Genomic DNA, 20691 nt, shown 5'->3' on the forward strand with positions numbered 1-20691 from the left:
GCCGTTTGTCGGAGGCTTACCGGTATGCCGTCGGCATCGGTTCTGTTTCGCTCACAGGAACGGGCGACAATCGCTCGTCAGCCCTTTGCCTGCCGGTTCCCCGACAGGTCCTTAGACCTCGTCCGCGATCCGGCGGCGGCCGCGCGCGGATGGCGCTTCCATCTCGGCATAGGGCGCGAGAATATCCATGAGGTCCCCGCGAGCGTCCGGTGCCTTCAGAAGCGCGCGCTGGGCGACCTGCTCGAGATGATGAGCCATCAACTGACTGGCACGGGCCGCATCCCCTGACTCGAGAGCGGACAAAACCTCACGATGTTCAGAGATGGCGCATTCGCTGGAATGAGGGCGTCCGAAGGCGGCGAGCGAGAGGCAGGATCGATAGGCCGTCTCACGGACGTAGCGCGACAGGGTTGGGCGTCCGGTCATCTCGGCAAGCCGCACGTGAAATTCCGTCGCAAGTCGCAGCGAGGCCGCTTCCGGCCCTTTTCGCGCCTGCTCTTCGGCTTCCACGTGGCTCGAAAGTTCGGCGAGTTGGCGAGGCGACAAACGCCCAGCCAGATGCTTGACCACCAGCCGCTCCAGCTCGACGCGAATATCGAACTCGTCGCGCGCATCCTCGAAGGACGGGGTGGCGACCACGGCGATCCGGTTGCGCCGAAGCTCCACGAGCCCCTCGGATGCCAACTGCCCGAGGGCATGTCTGGCAAGCGTTCGGCTGACGCCGAAACGCTCGCCCAGTTGATCTTCCGGCAGCTTGTCGCCGGGCATCAAGGCGCGTTCCAGGATGGCACGGCGAATGGCTCGGCAAATCATCGATGCCCGGTCCATGGCCTTCGACTGGCCCTCCTCAACCGTTTCGCTCGTCACTCGGTGCTACCTTCCATCCCGCAATCCTGCGGCTTTAGCACCCCTCAACGGGACGTTGAAGCGTCCGATGATCCTGGCATGCAATAACAAGTTCAACTGCATGCATTTCGATTCCAACGCGGTGCGTCTAGACTGCCTCTGCAGCCCTGAACGGACCATGGAAATGACGCGCACGATGGTCCGGTTGGAAGTCTGTCATAGCGTCGGCATGCCGCCGTAGCGAAACAAAGCGTAAGGACGCCTATCCACATCGAATCTGCGGCAACCGCAACCGAGCCGAGCGTGTCATGGACTGGCAGACCTGCACATCGTCGCATGCGTCTACGCCATGCGCAAAACAGGCCGCTCCGCTCGCTGACAGGTTCGAACAGCGTCTGGACAAACCATGGGGGTTGCGGCCCCGTCGCAAACGTCCGCGAGTGTCCGACCCTACCGTGAAGCGAACACGAATTGGCCCTCGCGTCCGCTGGTTGCCACTATCGGTCTGCCTTTGTCTGATCGAAGCGAGCTCCTGCTCGCTCGATATCGGGCCCGTATGCGAGTGCCCAAGCACACAATGCCTCGAATGGCGGGCGCAGGGAGTGGCCGAGCGGCGTGATCGCGTACTCCACACCAATCGGGGCGGTCGGCAGGACGGTCCGCGTGACGAGGCCGTTGCGTTCCAACCGCTTCAAAGCGTCCGCGAGCGCCTTGTGCGTGATGCCGTTCAGCCGTCGTTTGATCTCGTTGAATCGGGCTGGCTTGGGGCACAGCACGGTCAGGATCAGGATCGTCCACTTGTCGGCGATCCGATCCAGAACCGGCCGGATGCGAACCATGTCCGCGCATGCCTGCTCCGACAAAAGCTCAAGCTCGGTATCATCAGGCATATCTAGGCTCTTCGAAGTGCGTTCTTGCGACTAGATACATGTCGTATATCTGGAGGCCATCGCTGACCAAGGAGCATGTGCGATGGCAAGAGTTGAGAACAAGACCGCTCTCGTGGTCGGAGGCGCTAAAGGGATCGGTCTGGCGATTGCCGAACGTCTCGCGCGCGAAGGAGCCACCGTCTTCTTGACCGGGAGACGGGCCGACGAGGTGGAGGACGCCGCCCGCAAGCTCGGCGGAGATGTTCGTGGTCTCGTGGCCGATGCCGCCTCCCCGAAGGATTTGGAGCGCGTCGTTGCGGACGTGATCAAAGCGCGAGGGCACCTGGACCTTCTCGTTCTGAACGCCGGTCTCTCCGAGCCTGCCTCGATTGCGGATCAGACTCTGGAGCACTTCGATCGCCATTTCGCGGTGAACGTGCGTGGCATGGTGTTCGGCCTCAAGGCGGCTTTGCCCGCGCTCAGTGAAGGCGCTTCGGTGGTCCTGATGGGATCGATTGCAGACACCATGGGCATTCCGCCCTACAGCACCTATGCGGCCACGAAGGCGGCGGTGCGATCCTATGCTCGTTCCTGGGCCGCTGAACTCGCGCCGCGCGGTATCCGCGTCAATGTTGTGGCACCCGGCCCAACCGATACGGACATGATGGCGGCCGTATCGGAAGAAGGACGCGCGGCTCTGATCGCGCCGATCCCGCTGGGTCGCATGGCACGCCCCGAAGAGGTGGCCTCCGCGACGCTGTTCCTCCTCAGCGACGAAGCAAGCTTCATCACCGGCGCGGAACTCTGCGTCGATGGTGGTGTGCAGCAGGTCTGAACCTCGCATCCCATGGTTGATCATGCCCGCTTCCAATCTCCCAGCGTTGGAAGCGGGCAGTCGCATGTTCACCGAACCGGCATACATCTGCTCGTTGCGTAAGGCCGAATGGTTTCGTTTCGCCATCAGTTCGTTTTGAATCTGAGTTGGCTCGAGGCATGTTTTCCTGTCTCGTTGTCGAACAGCTCGCAGGTCGTTTGTATGCTCAGGCGAGAACCTCGCACTTGGGCGCCTGCTTTTTTGAGTGCTGCCCCGGTGTCGCTGGCAAATGCTCACGCCTGCCCCCGGATCGACAGCGTCTCACGGCGATCCCGATCGTGGCCAGAAGTTGGTTGGATCATGCCTGTCTCCCCCTCGTTGATGAGATCGAGCCGTCCGTTGGGTGAAGCAGCGTCGCTCGAGGAACGACAAGGTCTTCGTTATTCCAATCGAGGTCGAGCAGATACGCGCGTTGGTTTTGGCTTTTCCTGCGCGAAACTCGTTCGCCTTTCAGCTTCAGTCGAAATGGACGAGGTCGACTGCAAGCGGACTTGCGTCTGAGAACAAGGTTCGGTGCTGATGCGAATGACCGTCCGTGCCACCACCTGGCCACGCTCTTTAGGCAACGCCATTCCAGCGTCTCGGATATGCCTTATCCGCTATTTCACCTGCCCGGTCGAAACGAAATGTGCTCTGCCGTTTTTGGCAGAATCTCGCACGCTTGGAGTTTTTGGACGTTTTTCTAGTTTTTATCTAGTTTTAGAGAAAATTCCTCATCAAAAATAACGGTTTAAGCCCTGTTTTTGGAATGATGTACGGTTTTGACGGAATGATGTACGGCGTTGACGGAATGATGTACGGTTTTTTTGGCAGTGATGTACGGTTTTGCTCCTCGTTTCGAGCGCTGAAAATCAGCTGCCGGAGATCCGATTTTTGTCAAAACTGGGCGGACTGATGTACGGTGTTTTGGCAATTCCCGACACGGCATACCTGAAGCGGTTCTCGTGATTTTGTCAAAAACGGGCGGAATGATGTACGGCATTTTGACATAGCCTTGCACCTGGAAAGCTCTTTTTGTCAAAATCGGACGGACTGAAGTACGGTATTTTGTCATTCCGGACTGTCAGATTCATTGGCGAGTTCCAACCGCTTCCGCATGTGGAGCACCTGCCCTCTCTCGCCTTGTCGCAACTCCAGATTATAATCTGGGAGCGGATCCTCCTTTGTTCCTTCGACCAACCGCTCCAGGGCCTGAGCGAATTTATGCGCCGGTAGACGCGAGCCGCTGCGCACATGGACGTCATTGACGCGATAGAAAGCCTCACCTTCCCCCGCCGTTTTGCGGGCGAGGCGATAGATGAATTTCGCGAGCGGTCGCGCGATCAGAAAATAGTCGGGGTTGAGGGTCAGGATCGAGGGCTTGCCACTGGGCGTGACGACGCCCTCGTAAACCCAGCCTGGTATCTCGATCTCTACCTGATCGATCTTGTCCTGCACCGTGCGCGACACGACCTTGAAATGGCCGATGAGCGGAAACGCTTCCGTTTCGCGACGTTTGCCGTCGCTGAGATTGGTGATTTTGATGCGTGTCGCCTGCAGGCGATCAAGAGCCTTTTCCAGTTCCAGATATTGCTTGCCTCCCAGATCGCGCCGGCAGAACTTCAAAAGCTCGGCTGCGGCAGGTCGATAGATGCGAGCGGGAATGTCGGGTCGCAGCCCTTTCTTCTGGGCGATCCCATATTCGCGCATCTCGGCCGCGAGATGCGACACCATGTTGATGAAGATGTCGTAGTCATAGGCCGTTGCCAGACCCACTTCGGCACCGCCTTCGATCGTGACGATGCTGTCCTTCAGCTCATAGCGCAGAACCCCGCCCTTGACCGTCTTCGACAAGGAGAAGGGTGCGATATCCATGAGGTTGAGATCGTCCTTGACCGGTGCGTCATGAACCGTCGGGACGAAGAAGGAGAGCTGGTCGTCATCCAGAGGAGCGGCCCGCTTGGTGGGGCGGGGCTGGCTGGGTGCCTCATGGGTGATGGCCTTCTGGACTTCGCCCAGATGAATAGCCTCACCCCATTTGCCCATAGCGGCCCGTAGGCGCTCGTTGCTGATCTTTTCGAGCTGGAGGTCGGCAAAGCTGCGACGCGAGTAGAAACGGCGCAGGCGGCTCAGCGCGTCCTTCTCCAGAGGTTCGAACACTTCGCCGCGCGCGGTCTGGATTTCTTTGACCACGCCTTGCAGATAGGCGTTCTTCTCATGCAGCGAGAGGGCTGCGAACGCGTCGCGTGCCAAAAGATCGAGTTTATGCCTGCTCATGACCAAGACCGTGACCGGTTGACCGGTGCCAATGATGTCCAAGGTTCAGGCATAGCGCAGATAATGAGGCGACGTCGAATGGGGTGATGGACGACCAGAATTCCATCCATCAGCCGCGCAATCCAGTTTCGCCGGTTTGATCAGAATTTGACCTTGGACCAATCGATATCGATGTTCTGCCCAAAGGGCAGCCCCGATGGCTCCGCTCTTTGAGGGGATGAAGGCGTGTGTGCCGGCCTACTGACCGGTTTGGGCCGTGATGCGGCCAGTTCTACGAGCTTGTCGATATGGCCTGTCGAGAAGAGCTGTGCATAGGCGATCGACAGGGCTCCATTCCGACGGATTGCTGCGAACGCGGCGTCATCGAGCCCGTTCAGTTTGGCTTCGCTCAGTCGAAACAGGCCGTCGACTTGCTGCACGTCCTCGCCGTTTCGAATGGTGAGGGGCCACGGCTCAAGGAGGCCCAATTCGCCCAAATGACCACAGATGGTCGAAAGGCGCATTTCTCCTCGTGCGACTTCGACGATGAAAGACCAGACATCAAGGGCCGCCTGCGTCAATTGCCCTGCAGCATCGAACAAGGCCTCGCCGCCCTGACGCACCAGAAGACCGCTCGATTCATCGATACAGAACACGGCATCGTTGCTGCCTTCCGCCCGTCCGATGCGAAACGGATAGGACCGTAGATGAGCAGGTATATAGCCGGCGATCCAATGTCCTTGGGGGGCCACGAAAAGGTTCTGTCCTGGCACAAGCCCGAACAGCGCCACGAGCTGCCAAGTCGGTCCCTGTTGGATGAAAGCCAGAGGCAAATGGATGGCGGCTTTGGCGAACTCCCCATCGGCCAAGGGTGCAAAGGTCGTCCCTGCTGCGAAATTGTAGTCGCTAAAACGCCGCCAGCCGAAGTCCTTGTGACGCTCGCGAGAGACCGGAAAAATGGTAGACGCGTCGCTCATGGAACGCCTCATTTCGTATTCAGGAAAGGCAGTGCCTGCCAAGAAAGCACGTCGGGGTCAATCGCTCGCGGGCGGTGGTGGCACGGGCGGAAGCGACGGCTGAGTTCCCTGTGTTGCGGAAGGGGCCCGCGTGGCACCTGATGCGCTTTCACTGTTGGCGAGGCTGTTTCGGACCTCCTGCACATCGATCACATGAAGCGGCGAGGCGGACGGAAGGATCATGCTGCCATCCGCGCGTCGTGGCAAATCCTGAAGCCGCTCGACCCGCATCGGCGGTGCTTCTTGGACATATTCATCCGCCTCCGGTTGATGAAGTGGTGAGACCGCATGGATCTGACTAGGAGTCAGTGATGTACTGGAGGGGTTAGAAGGCAGCCCTGGCGGCTGCATGCCTATCGAAGTTTGTACTCCCGTGGGGCTAGCCATACCGACGGAACCAATCAGATCGTCTGGCCCACCCAAGGTTGTGCAAGCTGCTAAAGCAGAAGCAGCTGAAATTATTGCAATACGTCGAACTGAACCAATCTGCATAGTGATAGAGAGCTCGATAATACGGTACATCTATGCCTAATAAGACGACGGTTAACCGCCCTTATAACATAATGAGCCTACAAAAATTATGATCTAAATACGGCGGATATAATCAATCAAAGGCCCTGTGAACTCAAAAACCCTACGGCTTGTTGATCGAAAATTGTATTTTCCCACATAGCTGTCCATAAAATAAATTACGCCCTTTTCAAAATCATTGATCGAATCAATATTGAATACTAATCTGCCAACAGATAAACATTTTGATGATTCTGCGGATTTTGACATATCCTCCAAGAAGGGGATAATTTTTTCTAAATCTCGAATTACCTCTGTGCTAGCGTTGTTCCTGTCTAATAGACCGCTTATCCGGAGATATGATGCTCGCTTTTTTACAAGAGAACTATCGTTAAGGACAAAGCTATAGCCAAAAAGTTCTAGATTCAATATTTCTTTATTGAATATTTCAATTGAATTCAATAGAGAGCCATCAGATCCAAAATCGACTACCCCAACACGCTGCCCTTCTTGGATGCCGATAGACAACAACTGTCTCAGTAAATTCCTACGTTGGCTTCGTGCTTTATCGAGGATCCTGCTTCGCCAAGCTTGGAGGAAAGCTTCCGCCCTTTGCAGTTCGGAGGCAGAAAAAGATGACCCTTTTAAAAGCCCAAAATCCTTCAGAACGTAAGATGCTGGCATATTGACGCCAATATCTTCGAATAAGTCCTCAAAAGACTCAGTTTTCATTCTATCTATAAAATAATCAGCATTAGCGCTGAAATTAACTTCAGTTAATCCTGCTATGAATAATTGATTCGCGTCGCATTTTAGAAAGCTAAATTTAAAATTATTGCTATTTAAATTGGTAGCATTCTTCTTTTCGAAATAATAATTGTAAATACGGAAGAAATTTTGGTCTAAAAAAATGACGTGATCTATTTTATCAGCCTCTGCGCTCGCCTCGATCCATTCAAAGAATGCCAATAACGCAGGGCCGCCAATTGTGAATCCTTGATACCCAGATGATCCGAGGTGAGGGAAATCTTCATGCGATTCAAAAAATTCCGATAAAAGGTTTGCTTTTGGATCGACAGATAGAGAAACGCTATTGGCGGGCGTATTAGACATGAATGTTATCCTCAGAACGCTATTTCGAAATGCTTGCCGTAGGGGTGCAAATTAGGATTATAAAAGGGATCTCGCTCTAATAAGTCAGGATGCACTTGATAGAGTCGTCTACGTTCACGGTGGAGCCGATGAAGCTTCTCTTCCGACAGGTGATCTGATCCACGCGTTAACGACTCGTGATGTAGCCATTCCGCTGAAGGACAAACTGTGTTGAACAGCCCACTCTTCCATACACGCATGCATAGATCTACATCGTTATAGGCAACTGGAAACCTTTCATCGAATCCTCCAACTGCTTCATACTTGTTCTTTTCAATCATCAAGCACGCACCTGTTACAGCAAGCCAATCGTGCTCCAGAAGATTTCTCATGAAATATCCTGGATCGTAAGCGTTGGCGTAAAGGAACGCATGATCTGGCCCGGAGGCTAAGTTGAGAACACCTGAATGCTGTACCTGCCTTGTCTTGGGGTAGAGGAGTTTTGCCCCAACCGCTCCAACATGAGATTGCTGCGCAAAACCTATCATCCGTTCGATCCCGTCAGACGACACAAGTTCTGTATCATCATTGAGGAACAGCAGAATTTCGCCTTGCGATTGGCGAACACCTAAGTTGTTGAGTTCCGAATAGTTAAATGGATGAGCATGCCGTACAATTCGGCAGTCAGCTTCCTTGCTTATAGACTCAAGGATATTGATCGTCTTCGGCTCCATAGAGCCGTTGTCTAGAATGACAAATTCGAGGTTTTTGTAGACGCTATTCTCGTGGATAGAGTCGAGGCATCGCTGCAAAACGTGCCCATTGTCGCGAGTTGGAATGATAACCGATACAAGCGGGTCGCCTATAACGGCATACTTCACACGGAAGTAGCCAAATACCTGCTCTACTGGTTCCATGGTTCCCTTGATGCCGCGACGTTCCAAAGCCGCTTCGCGGGCTCGTTTGCCTGCCTCCACTGCGTAAGGCTTAGCGGCCAGATCCGCCGCGACAGAGGCGGGAATGATACGCCAATGATAGAGAACCTTCGGGATATGCGCGATCCGCTCTGCCTTCTCAGTGATCCGCAGAACCAGATCCCAATCCTGGCTACCGTCGAATTCGGAGCGTAGGAAGCCAACCTCATCCAACAAGCTGCGACGCACGCAGCTGACATGGCATGTCAGCATGGTGCTCATCATCGTATCGGGAGACCAGTCAGGTTTGAAGAAGGGCTGCGTGAAGCGGCCTTGCTCGTCGATTTTATCTTCATCGCTGTAGATGAAGTCGGCACCTTCGCGCTCGATGCAGAGAGCAAGCTCATAGAGGCAGTCGGCCGTTAGTTCGTCGTCATGATCGAGAAAGACGACATAGTCGCCTGTCGCCTTTTCCAACGCGGAGTTGGTGGCGCCGGAAATGCCGCTGTTTTTGTCGAGAAGTAGAACTTCAATCCGCGGATCGTCCAGTCTGGAGAGGGCGATACGGGTTTCTGGCAAAGGGCTGGCGTCATCGGCCAGAATGAGCTGCCAATGAGGATACCATTGCATTTCCACCGAACCCACCATGCGAAGCAGAAGGTCGGTCGTTGTGTTGTACGTCGGCACGACAATGGAGAAGCGAGGTGGATTCGCCATTCCGTTGATAATGGCCGCCAAGTTCGATGGCGGTGAAAGCGGAACATACGTGTAATGCTGGCCCGAAAGCGTCTCTATCGCATAGGTGCCATTTCGATCTGCCGAACGATCGCTCCGTCCCCCTCCCGCGTCGGGTTGGAACGTGATGCGAGGACGAGCCTCACGGGCTACGTCATGATAGGAAACTCCAGCCTGTATGACTGTGTTTGGAGATGCGATGCCCTGCGCGGCTCTCTGACGAAGGAAAGCTCGGCGGGCGGGCATCCGATGCGGCGTCGCGGCCCAGTAGAGCCCCTTGGCCACGCGGCGCAGCTGATGCCGAAATGACGGAGGAAGCTGTCCGACCCAGGAGCGCAACTTGCTGCTGGCGCGCCATGTGGTGCTTTGAAAGACCTGGGTCAGTTCGGTTTGGGAAGCTTCTAAGCGGGTCTCCAGACGATACGTGTGCTCGCGTGTCTGCCGCAGTTCCTGCTGGAGGTTCTGGATCTCGGCTGAAAACTTCTCATGCTGACTATCAAGCTCGGACTGACGCTTTTTCTCAGCTGCAGTTTGCTCAGCGGAATGGGCTTGCGCGAGCAGATTGCGTTCGTGCTGCGCGGTCAGTTCGAGCTCTTTGAGCTGTTGGGTTAAACGATGCTCAAGCTCGGCTTGCTCGACCTGGCGGCGATGCTCAAGCGTATGAAGCTCGCCATGGGCCGCTCGGACCTGCCCGAGTTGGAAGTCCAGCTGATATTGCAGGGATATGGCATGTCCCAAGCGCGAATAGGCGTCCCGGACGGCGGCCTTCTCGGCCTCGCTGGCGGTGAACAGCCGCGACACGGCCGCTGGCAACTGCGTGCCGAAGCCGAGCACGCCGAGCCCATGGCCGTGGACGAATTCGAACGAGGGATATTCCCGGGATAGTTCTTCCCAGAGCCGCCAGACGCCGAAGTCGCGCTCTCGCACATTCGTGTCATGGAACAGGATGACGCCCCGATCCGAGACGTTGCTGCGCCAGAGTTCGAAATCCTCGCGCACATCGTCATAGCCGTGACGGCCGTCGATATGGAGAAGATCCGTCGCGCCATCGGGAAAATAGGGGCGGCTTTCAGCGAATGTGCCGCGCACCAGCGTGGCGAAGCCGGGATAGGTCTCGTTCACCCGTTGCGAAAGCGGGCTGAAGACCTCGTCGCCATAGAAGCCTGCATGCTCGTCCCCCTGCCACGTATCGAGCGCATAGCAGGTACTGGCGAGGCCAAGCCGCTCGACCGCTTGGCAGAAGGCTAGAAACGAGAAGCCGCGATGGGTGCCGAGTTCTACGATGGAGCGCGGGCGCAGGGCATCCACAAGCCAGAAGGCGAAGGGACCATGGGTCAGCCAAGCCGACTCCATGACGTCCGCCGGCTGCCAGAACGAAGCAGGGCTTAGGAACGGACCAGCCAATGCAGACAGCGCCGCCGAGCCGGCTTCGTTCTGTGGCGTGTCAGATTGATCCATGCCTGCTCTCCATCCGTCGCCCAAGCGAAACTTTGGCTTGGGCTATTGGCTTGGCCGTAAGTTGGCGAGGAAGTCAATTGCAAGCGGAAAATGATGCTAGCTCTATGGGTTACGCAGCTCAAACAAAAAGGGGGCCTTTCGGCCCCCTTCTAAAAGTTTAAAGTTCAAGGAAGCTGATTAAACGAAATCAGCCGTGGTGAGAGTGCCGGTGAGGCCGACCATCTTGATGACCGCATCAGTGGTTGCACTGAAGCCAGCATTGGTATCGTTGATGATCAGATAGGTGCCAGCATCTGTACCGCCCGAGATCGTCACATAAGCTGCGTTGTTAGCAGCAAACGTGCCACCGCCAGCCGTCAGAGCCGAAGCAAGGTCGGTCGCCAGCGCTCCCGTGCCAGCTGCAGTATAAGCTGCGCCCTGGAGGATCGCAGTCGGAACGTTTGTAACGTCAATCTTGTCCGTGCCGGCGATGAAGCCGTTCACCGTATCGAAAGCCGAAGCGAGCGAGTCGGTGAGCGTCGTGTGAACGAGCGTGTTAGCACCCGTACCAAGATTGATCGTGTCAGCACCAGCGCCGCCCGTGATCGTGTTGGCACCGTTGCCGACCGTAATCGTGTCGTTACCAGCTCCACCAAGAAGGGTGTTATTGCCAGCACCGCCGTTGATGATGTCGTTACCCGCACCGCCGGTGAGCGAGTCATTGCCGGCACCGCCGATGAGTGTCACCGACTTTGTCGCATCCGTGTTGGTGGATGCGAAGGTAACGCCGAGGTTGGCAGCGGTATCTGCAGCGCTCGAACCGACAACGCCAGAGGCATCGAACAGAGCGACCTTTGCAGTATCAGTTGCCGTGATGTTCAGGCCGTTATTGCCCGAAACAACGATCTTCGTTGCGTCGGCATCAACGAGCGTCAGCGTATGGACAGCAGCGGCAGAGCTCGTCGCAGCATGGGTGGTCGAGATGTTGATCGTCTCAACGCCCGAAGCCGTAACTGAACCGTATGAAACCGACGAGGAACCGGTGTTCGTCAGCGCAAGATTGAACACGTCATTTGCGTTGACTGCCGCGTTCGTGACGTTCGCCGTAACGCCAGCTCCAGTGGTGCCGCCGGTGAGTGTTAGTGTACCACCCGAGCTGAAGCCGTTGATGACAAGGCCGTCAGCGCTCAGCGTGGTTACGCTGTTCACGCCGTTGATACCAGCAAGATTCACGGTTTGGTTTGCTGCACCGCCAGCGGCGATGCTCAGAACCTCGAAACCAGTAAAGGTCGAGTTGAAAACACCGCTCGAGCTAGCACCGTTGGTGCTATTGGCCTGAGCAGCGGTCATAACGATCGTGTCGATGCCGTCGCCGGCAGCAACCGAACCGCCCGTGCCAGCGGCACCAGTGTAGACAACGGTGTCGTTGCCAGCACCCATCGTGATGGCTTTGGTGAAGGCATTCGCCAGCGTGATCGTGTCGTTACCCGCACCGCCCGTGAAGGAGGTGTCGGTAGCCAAAGCCGTACCGAGCGTGACGCCAGCCGTGTTGGTCGAAACGATCGAGACGCCCGACGAAGCCAACGTGTCAGCCGTGAAGGTAACAGCAGCGTCGCCCGAGACGTTCAGCGTCTTCACGCCGGAAGCGGTCAGCGTAGCAATCGTCGAAGCAGCCGTCGAACCCGCAACGTTCAGCGTCGTGATGTCGGTGTCGATCGACACAGCACCCGTGGTCTTCAGACCATTGACGTTCAGAGCGAGCGCGGAGTTCGCTGCGGTCGTCAGAGCGCCAAGCGTCCCGGCGTTCACGGACGTGCCGGTGCCCGACAGGTTCAGCGTGGTAAGAGCGCCCGAGTTAACCGTTGCTGCGCCGAAGTTGTTGAGCGAGACAGTTTTGATCGTGCCGGCAGCCGTCGCGCTGGTAGCGTTCACGTCCGTGATCGAGACGTCACCAGCAGTAAAGCCGACAGCACCCGCCGCAGAAGACGTCGCAGTCAGACCCGTCGCCGTAGCGGTCTGGTTGACAGTGACAGCCGCGGTAGCAGCCGTACCCGTAACGGTCACGGTGCCGCCGGTCGTGTTGTTGCCCGTGGCCGCAGCGTTGCCGGCGAACTGGTTGACCGTGACCGTCGAGCCACCCGTCACGGCAATAGCGCCTGCGGCGTTACCGTTGGTCGTACCACCGGTCGAGTTGACGACCACTGCGCCCGTCGGAGCCGTGGTATTGCCGATCGTCACCGTCTGTCCGGTGTTGGCCAGCGAAGTCGCCGTAACCGACGTTCCGCCGTTGATCGAGATGATACCAGTCGTGTTGGTTACGTCGATCGCACCAGCGGTGCCGGAAACGGTAACAGCGCCGCCTGTGTTGGTGACCGTCGCCGACGAACCACCGGTGATTGAAACCGCACCGTTGGTGTTCGTTGCCGTCACCGAGGTCGCACTACCAGCCGTCAATGTCGCGCCAGTAACCGAAACGGTCTTCAGTGCCGTAACACCGGAGAAACCCGTGGTCGTGTTGATGTTCACGAGACCGCTAGTGGTGACGTTCACGTTTTCGATGTTCGAAACCGTGGCGGCGAGCGGCAGGCCAGATGTTGTGGACGTTCCGAAGCTGGCAGTCTGAACGATGTTGAGCGTATCGTTGCCCGCGCCACCGTTTAGCGTGTCACCAACCGAAAGCGACGAAACAGTGCTGCCGCCCGAAGTGACTTCGAAAGCGTTGAACGTGTCGTTGCCAGCAGTGCCGGTGAGGTTGTCAGTGCCAGCCGTCAGGGCGAAGGAGGCACCACCAGCGCCCATATTGCCGAGCGGGCCGGTCAGAACGGTGCCGTTCGCCAGCGTTGCCGTACGGCCTTCGAACTGACCAAATTCGATGAAGTGCTTGTAAGCCGTGGTCTGGCCAGCGGCGACGGCTGCCTTCACGTCTGCATATGCATTAAGGTAGGCGTCGGCGTTGAACTCGTCGGCAAGACCGTTGCCGTTCGAGTCGACCAGAGCATCGGTGCTGCCGTTTGCGATGCGGCCTTCCTTCAGACCGAAGGTCAGGAAGTGGGTCAGCGGGTTGACGCCAGCGCGCGCCACATCCGGATATTCGGAGAGGTAGAACGACGTGCTGAAATAGGCGCTCGGGTTGCGGTTCTCAAAACGGCCGAACAGGTCGTAGTGCTGCTGCGCGCTCGTGAACTGGCCACGCGAAATTGCGGCGGCAACGTCCGGGTTCTGCTGGAGGTAGTAGGTCGCGTCAAACGCAAGTGCCATTTGGAGTCTCCGTTGGCTTCGTTCGGGGCTGGCGCCAGCCCCGCTGGCATGCTGACAAATCGGCCGCCAAGTCACCGCTCGACATCCATGAGCGGTGACTGAAGAGGCCGTGCCCAAATGGGCGGCGAATGTTGAGTTGAATTCTCCCGACGGCCCCCGCCGTCCTCCCGGATCGATGGACCACAGGGATACAGCAATCACTGTATCTCTGGCAAGCAGGGCAAAAGAGCGTTTCGCTTCCCGCGTGTCGCAGAGTGATTTAAAAGACGCACTTACCTTGTCAAACCCAACTTATGGTTTTTCGTGGGTTAAGGTTTGGGCCAGCTTCACGCGTTGGAGACGGTTCGTCAGGCGGCTGTGGGGCGTCCGTCTTGCGCGTGAGAGAGGGACGGATCGGCCAGAACGCCTACCAAGCGCATCATTCCGGTATCCGCATCACCCAAAATAAGATCGTACCCATCCGCACGGGCACTTTTGGCCATTGCGTCGCCTAGTGTGCCGTCGAAGACGACATGATCTTCGCCCAGCACGAAGCCTTTGACCGTCAGCGAGGAGCCGGCGAGATAGTGGACCGTTTCGTGCAGCCCGGCTTGCAAGATTGCAAGACCGTCCTTCACGAGAACATAGGTCGGTTCCGCCGGCGTGGTGACGGCGTGATGCTCCTGGACGGGCTTCACCGTTTCCGATGAAACTTGCGGTTTGGCTTTCTGCGTGGCTGCGTCTCCAGCGGTCGTTTCCAACGAGCTGCCAGGGGTGGTTTTCTCGCCGACATTGTCTGTCAAGGACACTTTACTCTTAGCGTCGCTCTTCGCTTCCGAACCCTCAGAAAGACTAACGGGTCGTTGTACCATGTCTGTCGTCAAGCTTGGATGTTTGACGAGTTGAGAGACAACCCAGCCGAGATCGGGAGTCGATCCGTCTTTGGTTGCATCGGCCTTTGCCGTTGCAGGGGAGCTGCTGGCGACCGGTTGCGCGGCGCTAATCAGCACGGACGATGTGGCTTCAGCCGTTGCAGCTGGGGATGGCACCGGGCGCTGAGCCTCTTGGGAGGCGGCTGGAGCTGGTGTTGCCGGCTGCGTGAAGGAAGGCGTGGCCGTGGTCGTGGACGGCTTGTGTGCTTCGGCTGAGGCAAAGAAAGCGTGTTCCGTCCAGCCATCAACCGCCGGCTTGACGTTGATGGCCGCACTCAGAGCGCCGGTGTCCGCGACCATGACATGATGCGCGGTGTTTCCCTCGCTATGGGTCGCAAGCATAACACCGTCGGATGGAGCGAGCGCGACAGCGATCGGCGTTTCCATCGGCACCGGCACCTTGGCATGGGCGGACTCGACGGCTACGAAGGCTTTCAGAAGCGATACGAACCCCTGTGTCAATCCTGCGCCATCTGGAGCCGAATGCGTGGTCTCGCCCGCGAAGGAGCGAGCGAACTCGGCTGCCAAAAGGCCAGCCGCCAGCGTCACACTTGCGCTCACGCCGGGAATTTCGGCCATGAACCCATGCGATGTGCTGATGGAATAGCTGGCGATAGAAAGGACAACCACGCCTGAGGTAGGAGCAAGCCCAGAGACGATTTGGACCGAGACCGGAGCCTCTTTGCCCAAGCGGCGGTGCAAGCCATCTACCTCGCCCGCGGTCTCATGACCGGTCGCGGCAGACTGGTTTGTCTGTGCAGCCGTCTCGGCCTCAGGCTGCGAAGCGCCTGTCGTGACAACCCAAGTTCCATGATGCCCAGCATCATTCGCATCGCCATGATGAGTGGCCGCTTCGGCCCGTCCATGCTCCAGAAGGTCGACCAGCATGATCGCCGCGGCGACAAAGGCGGTGAGAAAGGCGCTGGGATGCAGAACGACGTTGGAGCCTCGACGCACTTGCGTGCTGAGGGCGAGCGGGGCGTCCTCCAGCATCCGGTCGGAGACTTCGCGGAAACTCGTGCCGGTATAGGTGCCGCCCGTCACGCAATTGATGACGTGGATTTCGCTGTCGATGCGCGCGATATGCACCACGACATTGTCGGAGCCCGCCTGGACATAAACGAACCAGGGATCGCCTTCGTCGGTGACGCCCGCTTCGACCTCGACATCCAGCCCGGCCGCGCAAAGGCGATCCCGGACGCGATAGAGTTCGGCCAGATCCTGGTTCTGCCATGGCATCTTTGCCGGCAGAGGCGGCGTGTTGGGTTGGCGACGTCCGAAGGAAAGAATGGTTGCCGTCACGACGCGATCCGCTCCCAAGCGCTCAGAGGCTGACGCTGATCAAGGCGGCGACCTGACGAGCGATCACGCCCGACCCTCTTCGCCGAAGAGGATTTCGTACGTGCTGGGTTCGTAATAGGCCATGATGTTGCGCACGAAGTCACGCGCGTTCATATCGAGAGCACTGGCCCAGGTGCTGTAGCGTTCGGCCGGAATTCGACCGCGACCTGCCTCGATCTGGGAAACGAAGGTGTAATAGCCGACCTCGACCCGCTCGGCGAGTTCACGCTGCGACAGACCTGCCGCCTCGCGACGGCTCCGGAGCCAGGCACCGCCTTCTTTGCGAAGACGCTGGCGCGCCATATCCTCAGCCAGAACAGTCTGCGTCGCCATCACTCTACCCTTACGCGCCTGACCACTAAGCCAGCGTCCGGAAGCGGATCAAAATTCCAGATGAAACCGCTTCGACGGTCGGAATTTCATCATAAGACAAATTCCGCACGAATTCCAGTGACGGCAACGCCGACATTCGGCCTCGCGAAAGGCCTTTTCTCTTACTGCACCGGCTGTTCGACCGGGCGGGTCTCCATATGGTCTGCCAAGCTGCGCAGAAGCAGGACGGCGGCTTCGCGGCCGACGGTCATTTCCACCAGATTGGCATAGGCGGTGGACGCCGCGCTCAGGACTTCGGTGAAAGGTGCTTGCTTGCCGCCTTCCTCGACAGCCTTCTGGAGATAAGGAACGAAGACATCCTGCGTCAGACGCATGACCCGCTCCTTGTTCTCGGGCGGAAGCGGAAAGCCGCTGGATTCGGTCATGGGGATTCTCCGTTTTCTAGGCTTATTGTTCGTTCATGCCGCGGCGGATCTGATCCGTCAGCGGCTTGGTGAGATAGTTCATCAAGGTCCGCTCGCTGGTCTGGATCAGCACTTCCGCAGGCATGCCGGCTTGCAGCTTGCGCCCTTGAAGCTTCTTCATCTCCTCGGGCGGCGTTTCGACCTGAACACGGAAATAGGGCGGTCGATTGTTCGGCTCGATCCGATCACCCGATCGGGATACGACCTTGCCCATGATGACCGGTGTCGTGCGCAGATCCAGTGCGGAGAAGCGGACTTCGGCTATTTGTCCGATGGACACGTTATCGATGTCGAGCGGCGACACTTGCGCTTCGACCAGGAACTCACCCTCCTTGGGGGCAATTTCCATCAGCACTTCGCCCGGCGAAATAACGCCCCCGACCGTGGTGACGACGAGATTCTGTACCGTGCCGCTCTGAGGCGCAACGATATCCAAGCGCTTCGAGATGTCATTGGCCACGAAGACCTGCTGCTGAAGATCGGCGGCGCGAGACTCGGCCGTGCGCAGCTGCGAGACGACATCCTCGCGGAACTGCTGCTGCGTCTGAATGATCTGCATCTGCGCTTCGGAAATCTGCTGCTGGGCACGGCCGATCTGGGCGGTCACATCGCCGATTTCACCGTCGAGCTGAGCCGAACCGCGCTGCAGTTCCAGAACGCGAGACTTGTTCATCAAGCCCTTGCGCAGAAGGCTTTCCAGAGACTTCAATTCCTCGCGGATCAGTTTGACCTGTGTTTCGCGCGATTCCTTCTGGGCCTTCAAACCATCGATCGTGCGCTGGAGCTGGGTGATCTTCTGCTGCAGGAGATCGACAGTGCCAACCAGCGTCTTGCGCCGCTCGTTGAATTCCTGCTGCTGACCGGCCAGAATTTCCTGAACCTTCGGCTCGGTGTCGCGCTCTTTGAGCTCGGCCGGGAAGGAAATGTTCTCCTGTCCGCTTTGCTCGGCGATGAGGCGCGCCTGCAAGGCAAGCTGCGTATCCAGCTGAGTGCGCAGACGCACGACTGCGGCATTGGCCTGCGTCTCGTCCAGCGTGATCAGGACGTCTCCGGCATGCACCTCCTGTCCCTCGCGGACATGGAGGGATTTGATGATGCCGCCTTCCAGATGCTGAATAGCGCGCCGTTTGCCTTCGAGCGTGACCGTACCTTGAGCCGTCACGGCGCTGGCCAGGGGGGCGGTCGAGGCCCAGACGCCGGCGCCGAAAAAGGTCACGCCGATGATCACGAGACCCGCGATGATGGGGCCTCGTGCGGAAATCGGCGCAGAGATGTCCTGAATCTCGTGGAGGTCGCGCTCCTCGCTCTTCTTCAGGAGGCGCGACAAAGGTCCGGAAAGGCCCCGCTTGGACTTCAAAGCCGGAAGCGCGCTTTCCACAGATTGCATGGATCCATCGGTCATGCGCTTTGCCTTTCTGGCATTCTCGTCGAAATCGGAGCGGCGCCACGGGAAAAAGCGTGACGCCTGAGAAGAGGCAGGCGAGCCTGCTCAACCGTCAAGCGTTCGCACGCGTCATATGGGTGACCTGCCCCATCGGCTGCGCCATGGGAGCAGGGCCGCCCGCGCGCGGGTTCAGACGCTCGATCACGTCTGCGGCCGGACCATACATGGTCAACGTGCCGCCGGTGAAGACGGCCAGTTTGTCGACTTCGTTCAGCAAAGATGCGCGATGGCTGATGACGATGACCGTGCGCTTTTCGGATTTGGCGATCCGCAGGGCTTGGGCCAGAGCGGCTTCGCCATAACTGTCGAGGCTCGAGTTCGGCTCGTCGAGAATGATGATCTTCGGATCGCCATAAAGAGCGCGTGCCAGACCGATCCGCTGGCGCTGACCACCGGAGAGCGAACGCCCGCCTTCGCCGATCTTGGTATTGTAGCCGTCTGTCAGCTGCAGGATCATCTCATGCACGCCCGCCTTTTGAGCGGCCTTCACCACTGCGTCGGCATCGACCGAGGTGAAACGGGCAATGTTCTCGGCAATCGTGCCGGAAAAGAGTTCGACGTCCTGCGGAAGATAACCGATATGCGGACCCAGCAGTTCGGCATGCCAGTTATCGATATCTGCGCCATCGAGACGGACATGCCCGCTAAGCGGCAGCCAAACACCTGTCAAGGCACGCGCAAGGGTCGACTTGCCCGCGCCGGACGGACCGATCACGCCGATCACCTCGCCGGGCATGATCTGCATGTTGACGCTCTTCAACGTGGCAGCGTTCGTGCCCGGAGGAGCAACGACGAGCTGCTCGAGGGTGATCGCACCGGTCGGGGTCGGGAGCGGCATTTTCTCCGGCTCGGCCTGAGTGTTCTCGAACATCTTGGTAAGCCGGTCATAGGCCGAGCGTGTGGCCATGAACCCTTTCCACTGCGCGACAGCGCCTTCCACCGGTGCCAGCGCGCGGCCCATCATGATCGACGAGGCGATCATGGCGCCCGGCGTCACCTCGGACTCCAGAACGAGATAGGCACCGACGCCCAGAATGGCGATCTGCAGGACCGTGCGGACGAATTTCGAGGTCGCCAGGATCAGACCCGCGCGGTCGCTCGCCTGCGCCTGCAGGCCAAGCGCGCGGTCGTGCAACGAACTCCAGCGGCCGCTGATGGACTTCATCATGCCCAGCGCATGGATGATTTCGACATTGCGCAAGGTCGTCGAAACATACTGATTGGCGCCGATCGAGGCGACGGAGGCATCCTTGAGATAGCGACGCGTCATCAACTCATTGGCGAGCGCCAGTCCAAAGATCGAGACCGCACCGATCGTGGCCACGACGCCGATCCAAAAATGGATCATGTAGCAGACGGCCAGGAAGATCGGCATCCAGGGCGCGTCGCAGAAGGTGATGATACCGCCGCCCGTCAGGAACTCGCGAAGCGTGTCGAGATCGCGCACCGGCTGGGAATAGCCGCCGCTTGGCGAACGAAGATGCCCACGAAACGATGTGGAGAAAACTTTCTGGCCGATAAACTTATCAAATCGCGCGCCGGTTCTGACCAGAATACGGGAGCGAATGGATTCAAGAGCCGCGTAAACGACCAGCAAAGCGACCGCCAAAAGCGTGACCATGATCAAGGTCACTTCGCTTCGACTGGCCAAGACCCGGTCGTAAACCTGGATCATATAGAGAGGGCTGATAAACATCAGCAGATTGATGAAAAAACTAAAAACGATAACGAATATGAAATTCGTTTTGCAAACGGCAAAAGCTCCGCCTAACGCGGATTTCTTATCTGAGATATAAGACACCAACACCCCCGAGCAATGAAAAGATCTGATTTCAGAGAGAAACTAAATTCTTCCCATAGTTTTTCTTCTGCACTGCTTGATAGGTTGTGGGGTTCTCAGAAATGGGAGCGGCAGGTTTCGAGCCGTCATCAGATGCACTTCTCTCATTTGCTCGAACCGAACCTCACAAAGGCTCCAGATGTGACGCCGCTTGGCGCATCCTCTCTCGCTTAACACAAATTGAATGCTCGCAGGAAGCGAGAGGCCCCTGGTTCCTTCGCTTTCGCGGTCTTGAAGGCTGAAATGAGGCGGCATGTGGGATTTTGCACTTAAGGGCAGTCACTGCAGGAGCTGCGCCAAGGAAAGTCAGAGATCGTTTCCACCAAAAATACGGGCAGTTTGTTGGAACGGCCGTTACGCCACGGTTGGCAAACGAACGGTACTACAACGCTGAATTTCCCGAAAGGTGCTCAAGCCTTCGCACTGCCGGCATCGATCGGTCGGCCGAGGAAATAGCCTTGGCCGGCATCCACCGCGAGGGCATGTAGGGCGTGATATTGCTCTGCGGTTTCGATCCCTTTGACGTGACCCCCGTTTTTCATCCAGCGGGAGCGAGAGTCCGGTCGTGATTT

At 57.8% G+C, this 20691-nt stretch carries 13 protein-coding genes; 1 reads left to right on the plus strand and 12 read right to left on the minus strand.

Annotated elements, in window-relative coordinates; translation table 11 throughout:
* Positions 1-111: 111 nt before the first annotated feature.
* Together AUL36_RS21910 and AUL36_RS21915 are read right to left on the minus strand one after the other, a co-directional pair.
* A complete protein-coding gene (locus AUL36_RS21910) occupies positions 112-828 on the minus strand; it encodes a GntR family transcriptional regulator (RefSeq protein WP_062224267.1) in 717 nt (238 codons plus the stop codon).
* A 515-nt stretch (positions 829-1343) separates the two neighbouring features.
* Positions 1344-1736, minus strand: coding sequence for a winged helix-turn-helix transcriptional regulator (locus tag AUL36_RS21915; RefSeq protein WP_062224247.1), 393 nt, complete (start codon positions 1734-1736; stop codon positions 1344-1346).
* 82 nt (positions 1737-1818) lie between these two features.
* Between AUL36_RS21915 and AUL36_RS21920 the strand changes: the two genes are divergently transcribed.
* Complete coding sequence (locus AUL36_RS21920; protein WP_062224248.1) at positions 1819-2550, plus strand: SDR family NAD(P)-dependent oxidoreductase; 732 nt, start codon at positions 1819-1821, stop codon at positions 2548-2550.
* Between the two features lie 1089 nt (positions 2551-3639).
* Here AUL36_RS21920 and AUL36_RS21925 read toward each other — a convergent pair.
* From AUL36_RS21925 to AUL36_RS21965, 10 genes are all read right to left on the minus strand, one after another.
* Positions 3640-4845, minus strand: a complete 1206-nt coding sequence (locus tag AUL36_RS21925; protein ID WP_062224268.1) for a replication initiator protein A — start codon at positions 4843-4845, stop codon at positions 3640-3642.
* Positions 4846-4985: 140 nt separating this feature from the next.
* The gene (locus AUL36_RS21930; protein WP_062224251.1) at positions 4986-5801 is read right to left on the minus strand and encodes a SapC family protein; all 816 of its coding nucleotides are present in this window, start codon (positions 5799-5801) and stop codon (positions 4986-4988) included.
* 624 nt (positions 5802-6425) lie between these two features.
* Entirely contained in the window at positions 6426-7463 is a 1038-nt protein-coding gene (locus AUL36_RS24025) for a hypothetical protein (RefSeq protein ID WP_156418527.1), read from the minus strand.
* An 11-nt stretch (positions 7464-7474) separates the two neighbouring features.
* Positions 7475-10549, minus strand: a complete 3075-nt coding sequence (locus AUL36_RS21935) for a glycosyltransferase (RefSeq protein ID WP_062224253.1) — start codon at positions 10547-10549, stop codon at positions 7475-7477.
* A 177-nt stretch (positions 10550-10726) separates the two neighbouring features.
* On the minus strand, positions 10727-13786 hold the full coding sequence (locus AUL36_RS21940; RefSeq protein ID WP_062224256.1) for a beta strand repeat-containing protein: 3060 nt from the start codon (positions 13784-13786) through the stop codon (positions 10727-10729).
* Between the two features lie 347 nt (positions 13787-14133).
* Positions 14134-15999 (minus strand): hypothetical protein, encoded by a 1866-nt coding sequence (locus tag AUL36_RS21945; protein WP_062224258.1) that lies wholly within the window; start codon positions 15997-15999, stop codon positions 14134-14136.
* Between the two features lie 63 nt (positions 16000-16062).
* Positions 16063-16371, minus strand: a complete 309-nt coding sequence (locus AUL36_RS21950; RefSeq protein ID WP_058635000.1) for a helix-turn-helix domain-containing protein — start codon at positions 16369-16371, stop codon at positions 16063-16065.
* Positions 16372-16532: 161 nt separating this feature from the next.
* The gene (locus AUL36_RS21955) at positions 16533-16796 is read right to left on the minus strand and encodes a hypothetical protein (RefSeq protein ID WP_062224259.1); all 264 of its coding nucleotides are present in this window, start codon (positions 16794-16796) and stop codon (positions 16533-16535) included.
* Positions 16797-16818: 22 nt separating this feature from the next.
* Positions 16819-18237, minus strand: a complete 1419-nt coding sequence (locus AUL36_RS21960) for an HlyD family type I secretion periplasmic adaptor subunit (protein WP_062224262.1) — start codon at positions 18235-18237, stop codon at positions 16819-16821.
* A 94-nt stretch (positions 18238-18331) separates the two neighbouring features.
* Positions 18332-20080, minus strand: coding sequence for a type I secretion system permease/ATPase (locus tag AUL36_RS21965; RefSeq protein WP_244497194.1), 1749 nt, complete (start codon positions 20078-20080; stop codon positions 18332-18334).
* Positions 20081-20691 lie beyond the last annotated feature (611 nt).

This window comes from Aureimonas sp. D3, assembly GCF_001463805.1.
In the GTDB taxonomy this organism is placed as follows: domain Bacteria; phylum Pseudomonadota; class Alphaproteobacteria; order Rhizobiales; family Rhizobiaceae; genus Aureimonas; species Aureimonas ureilytica_A.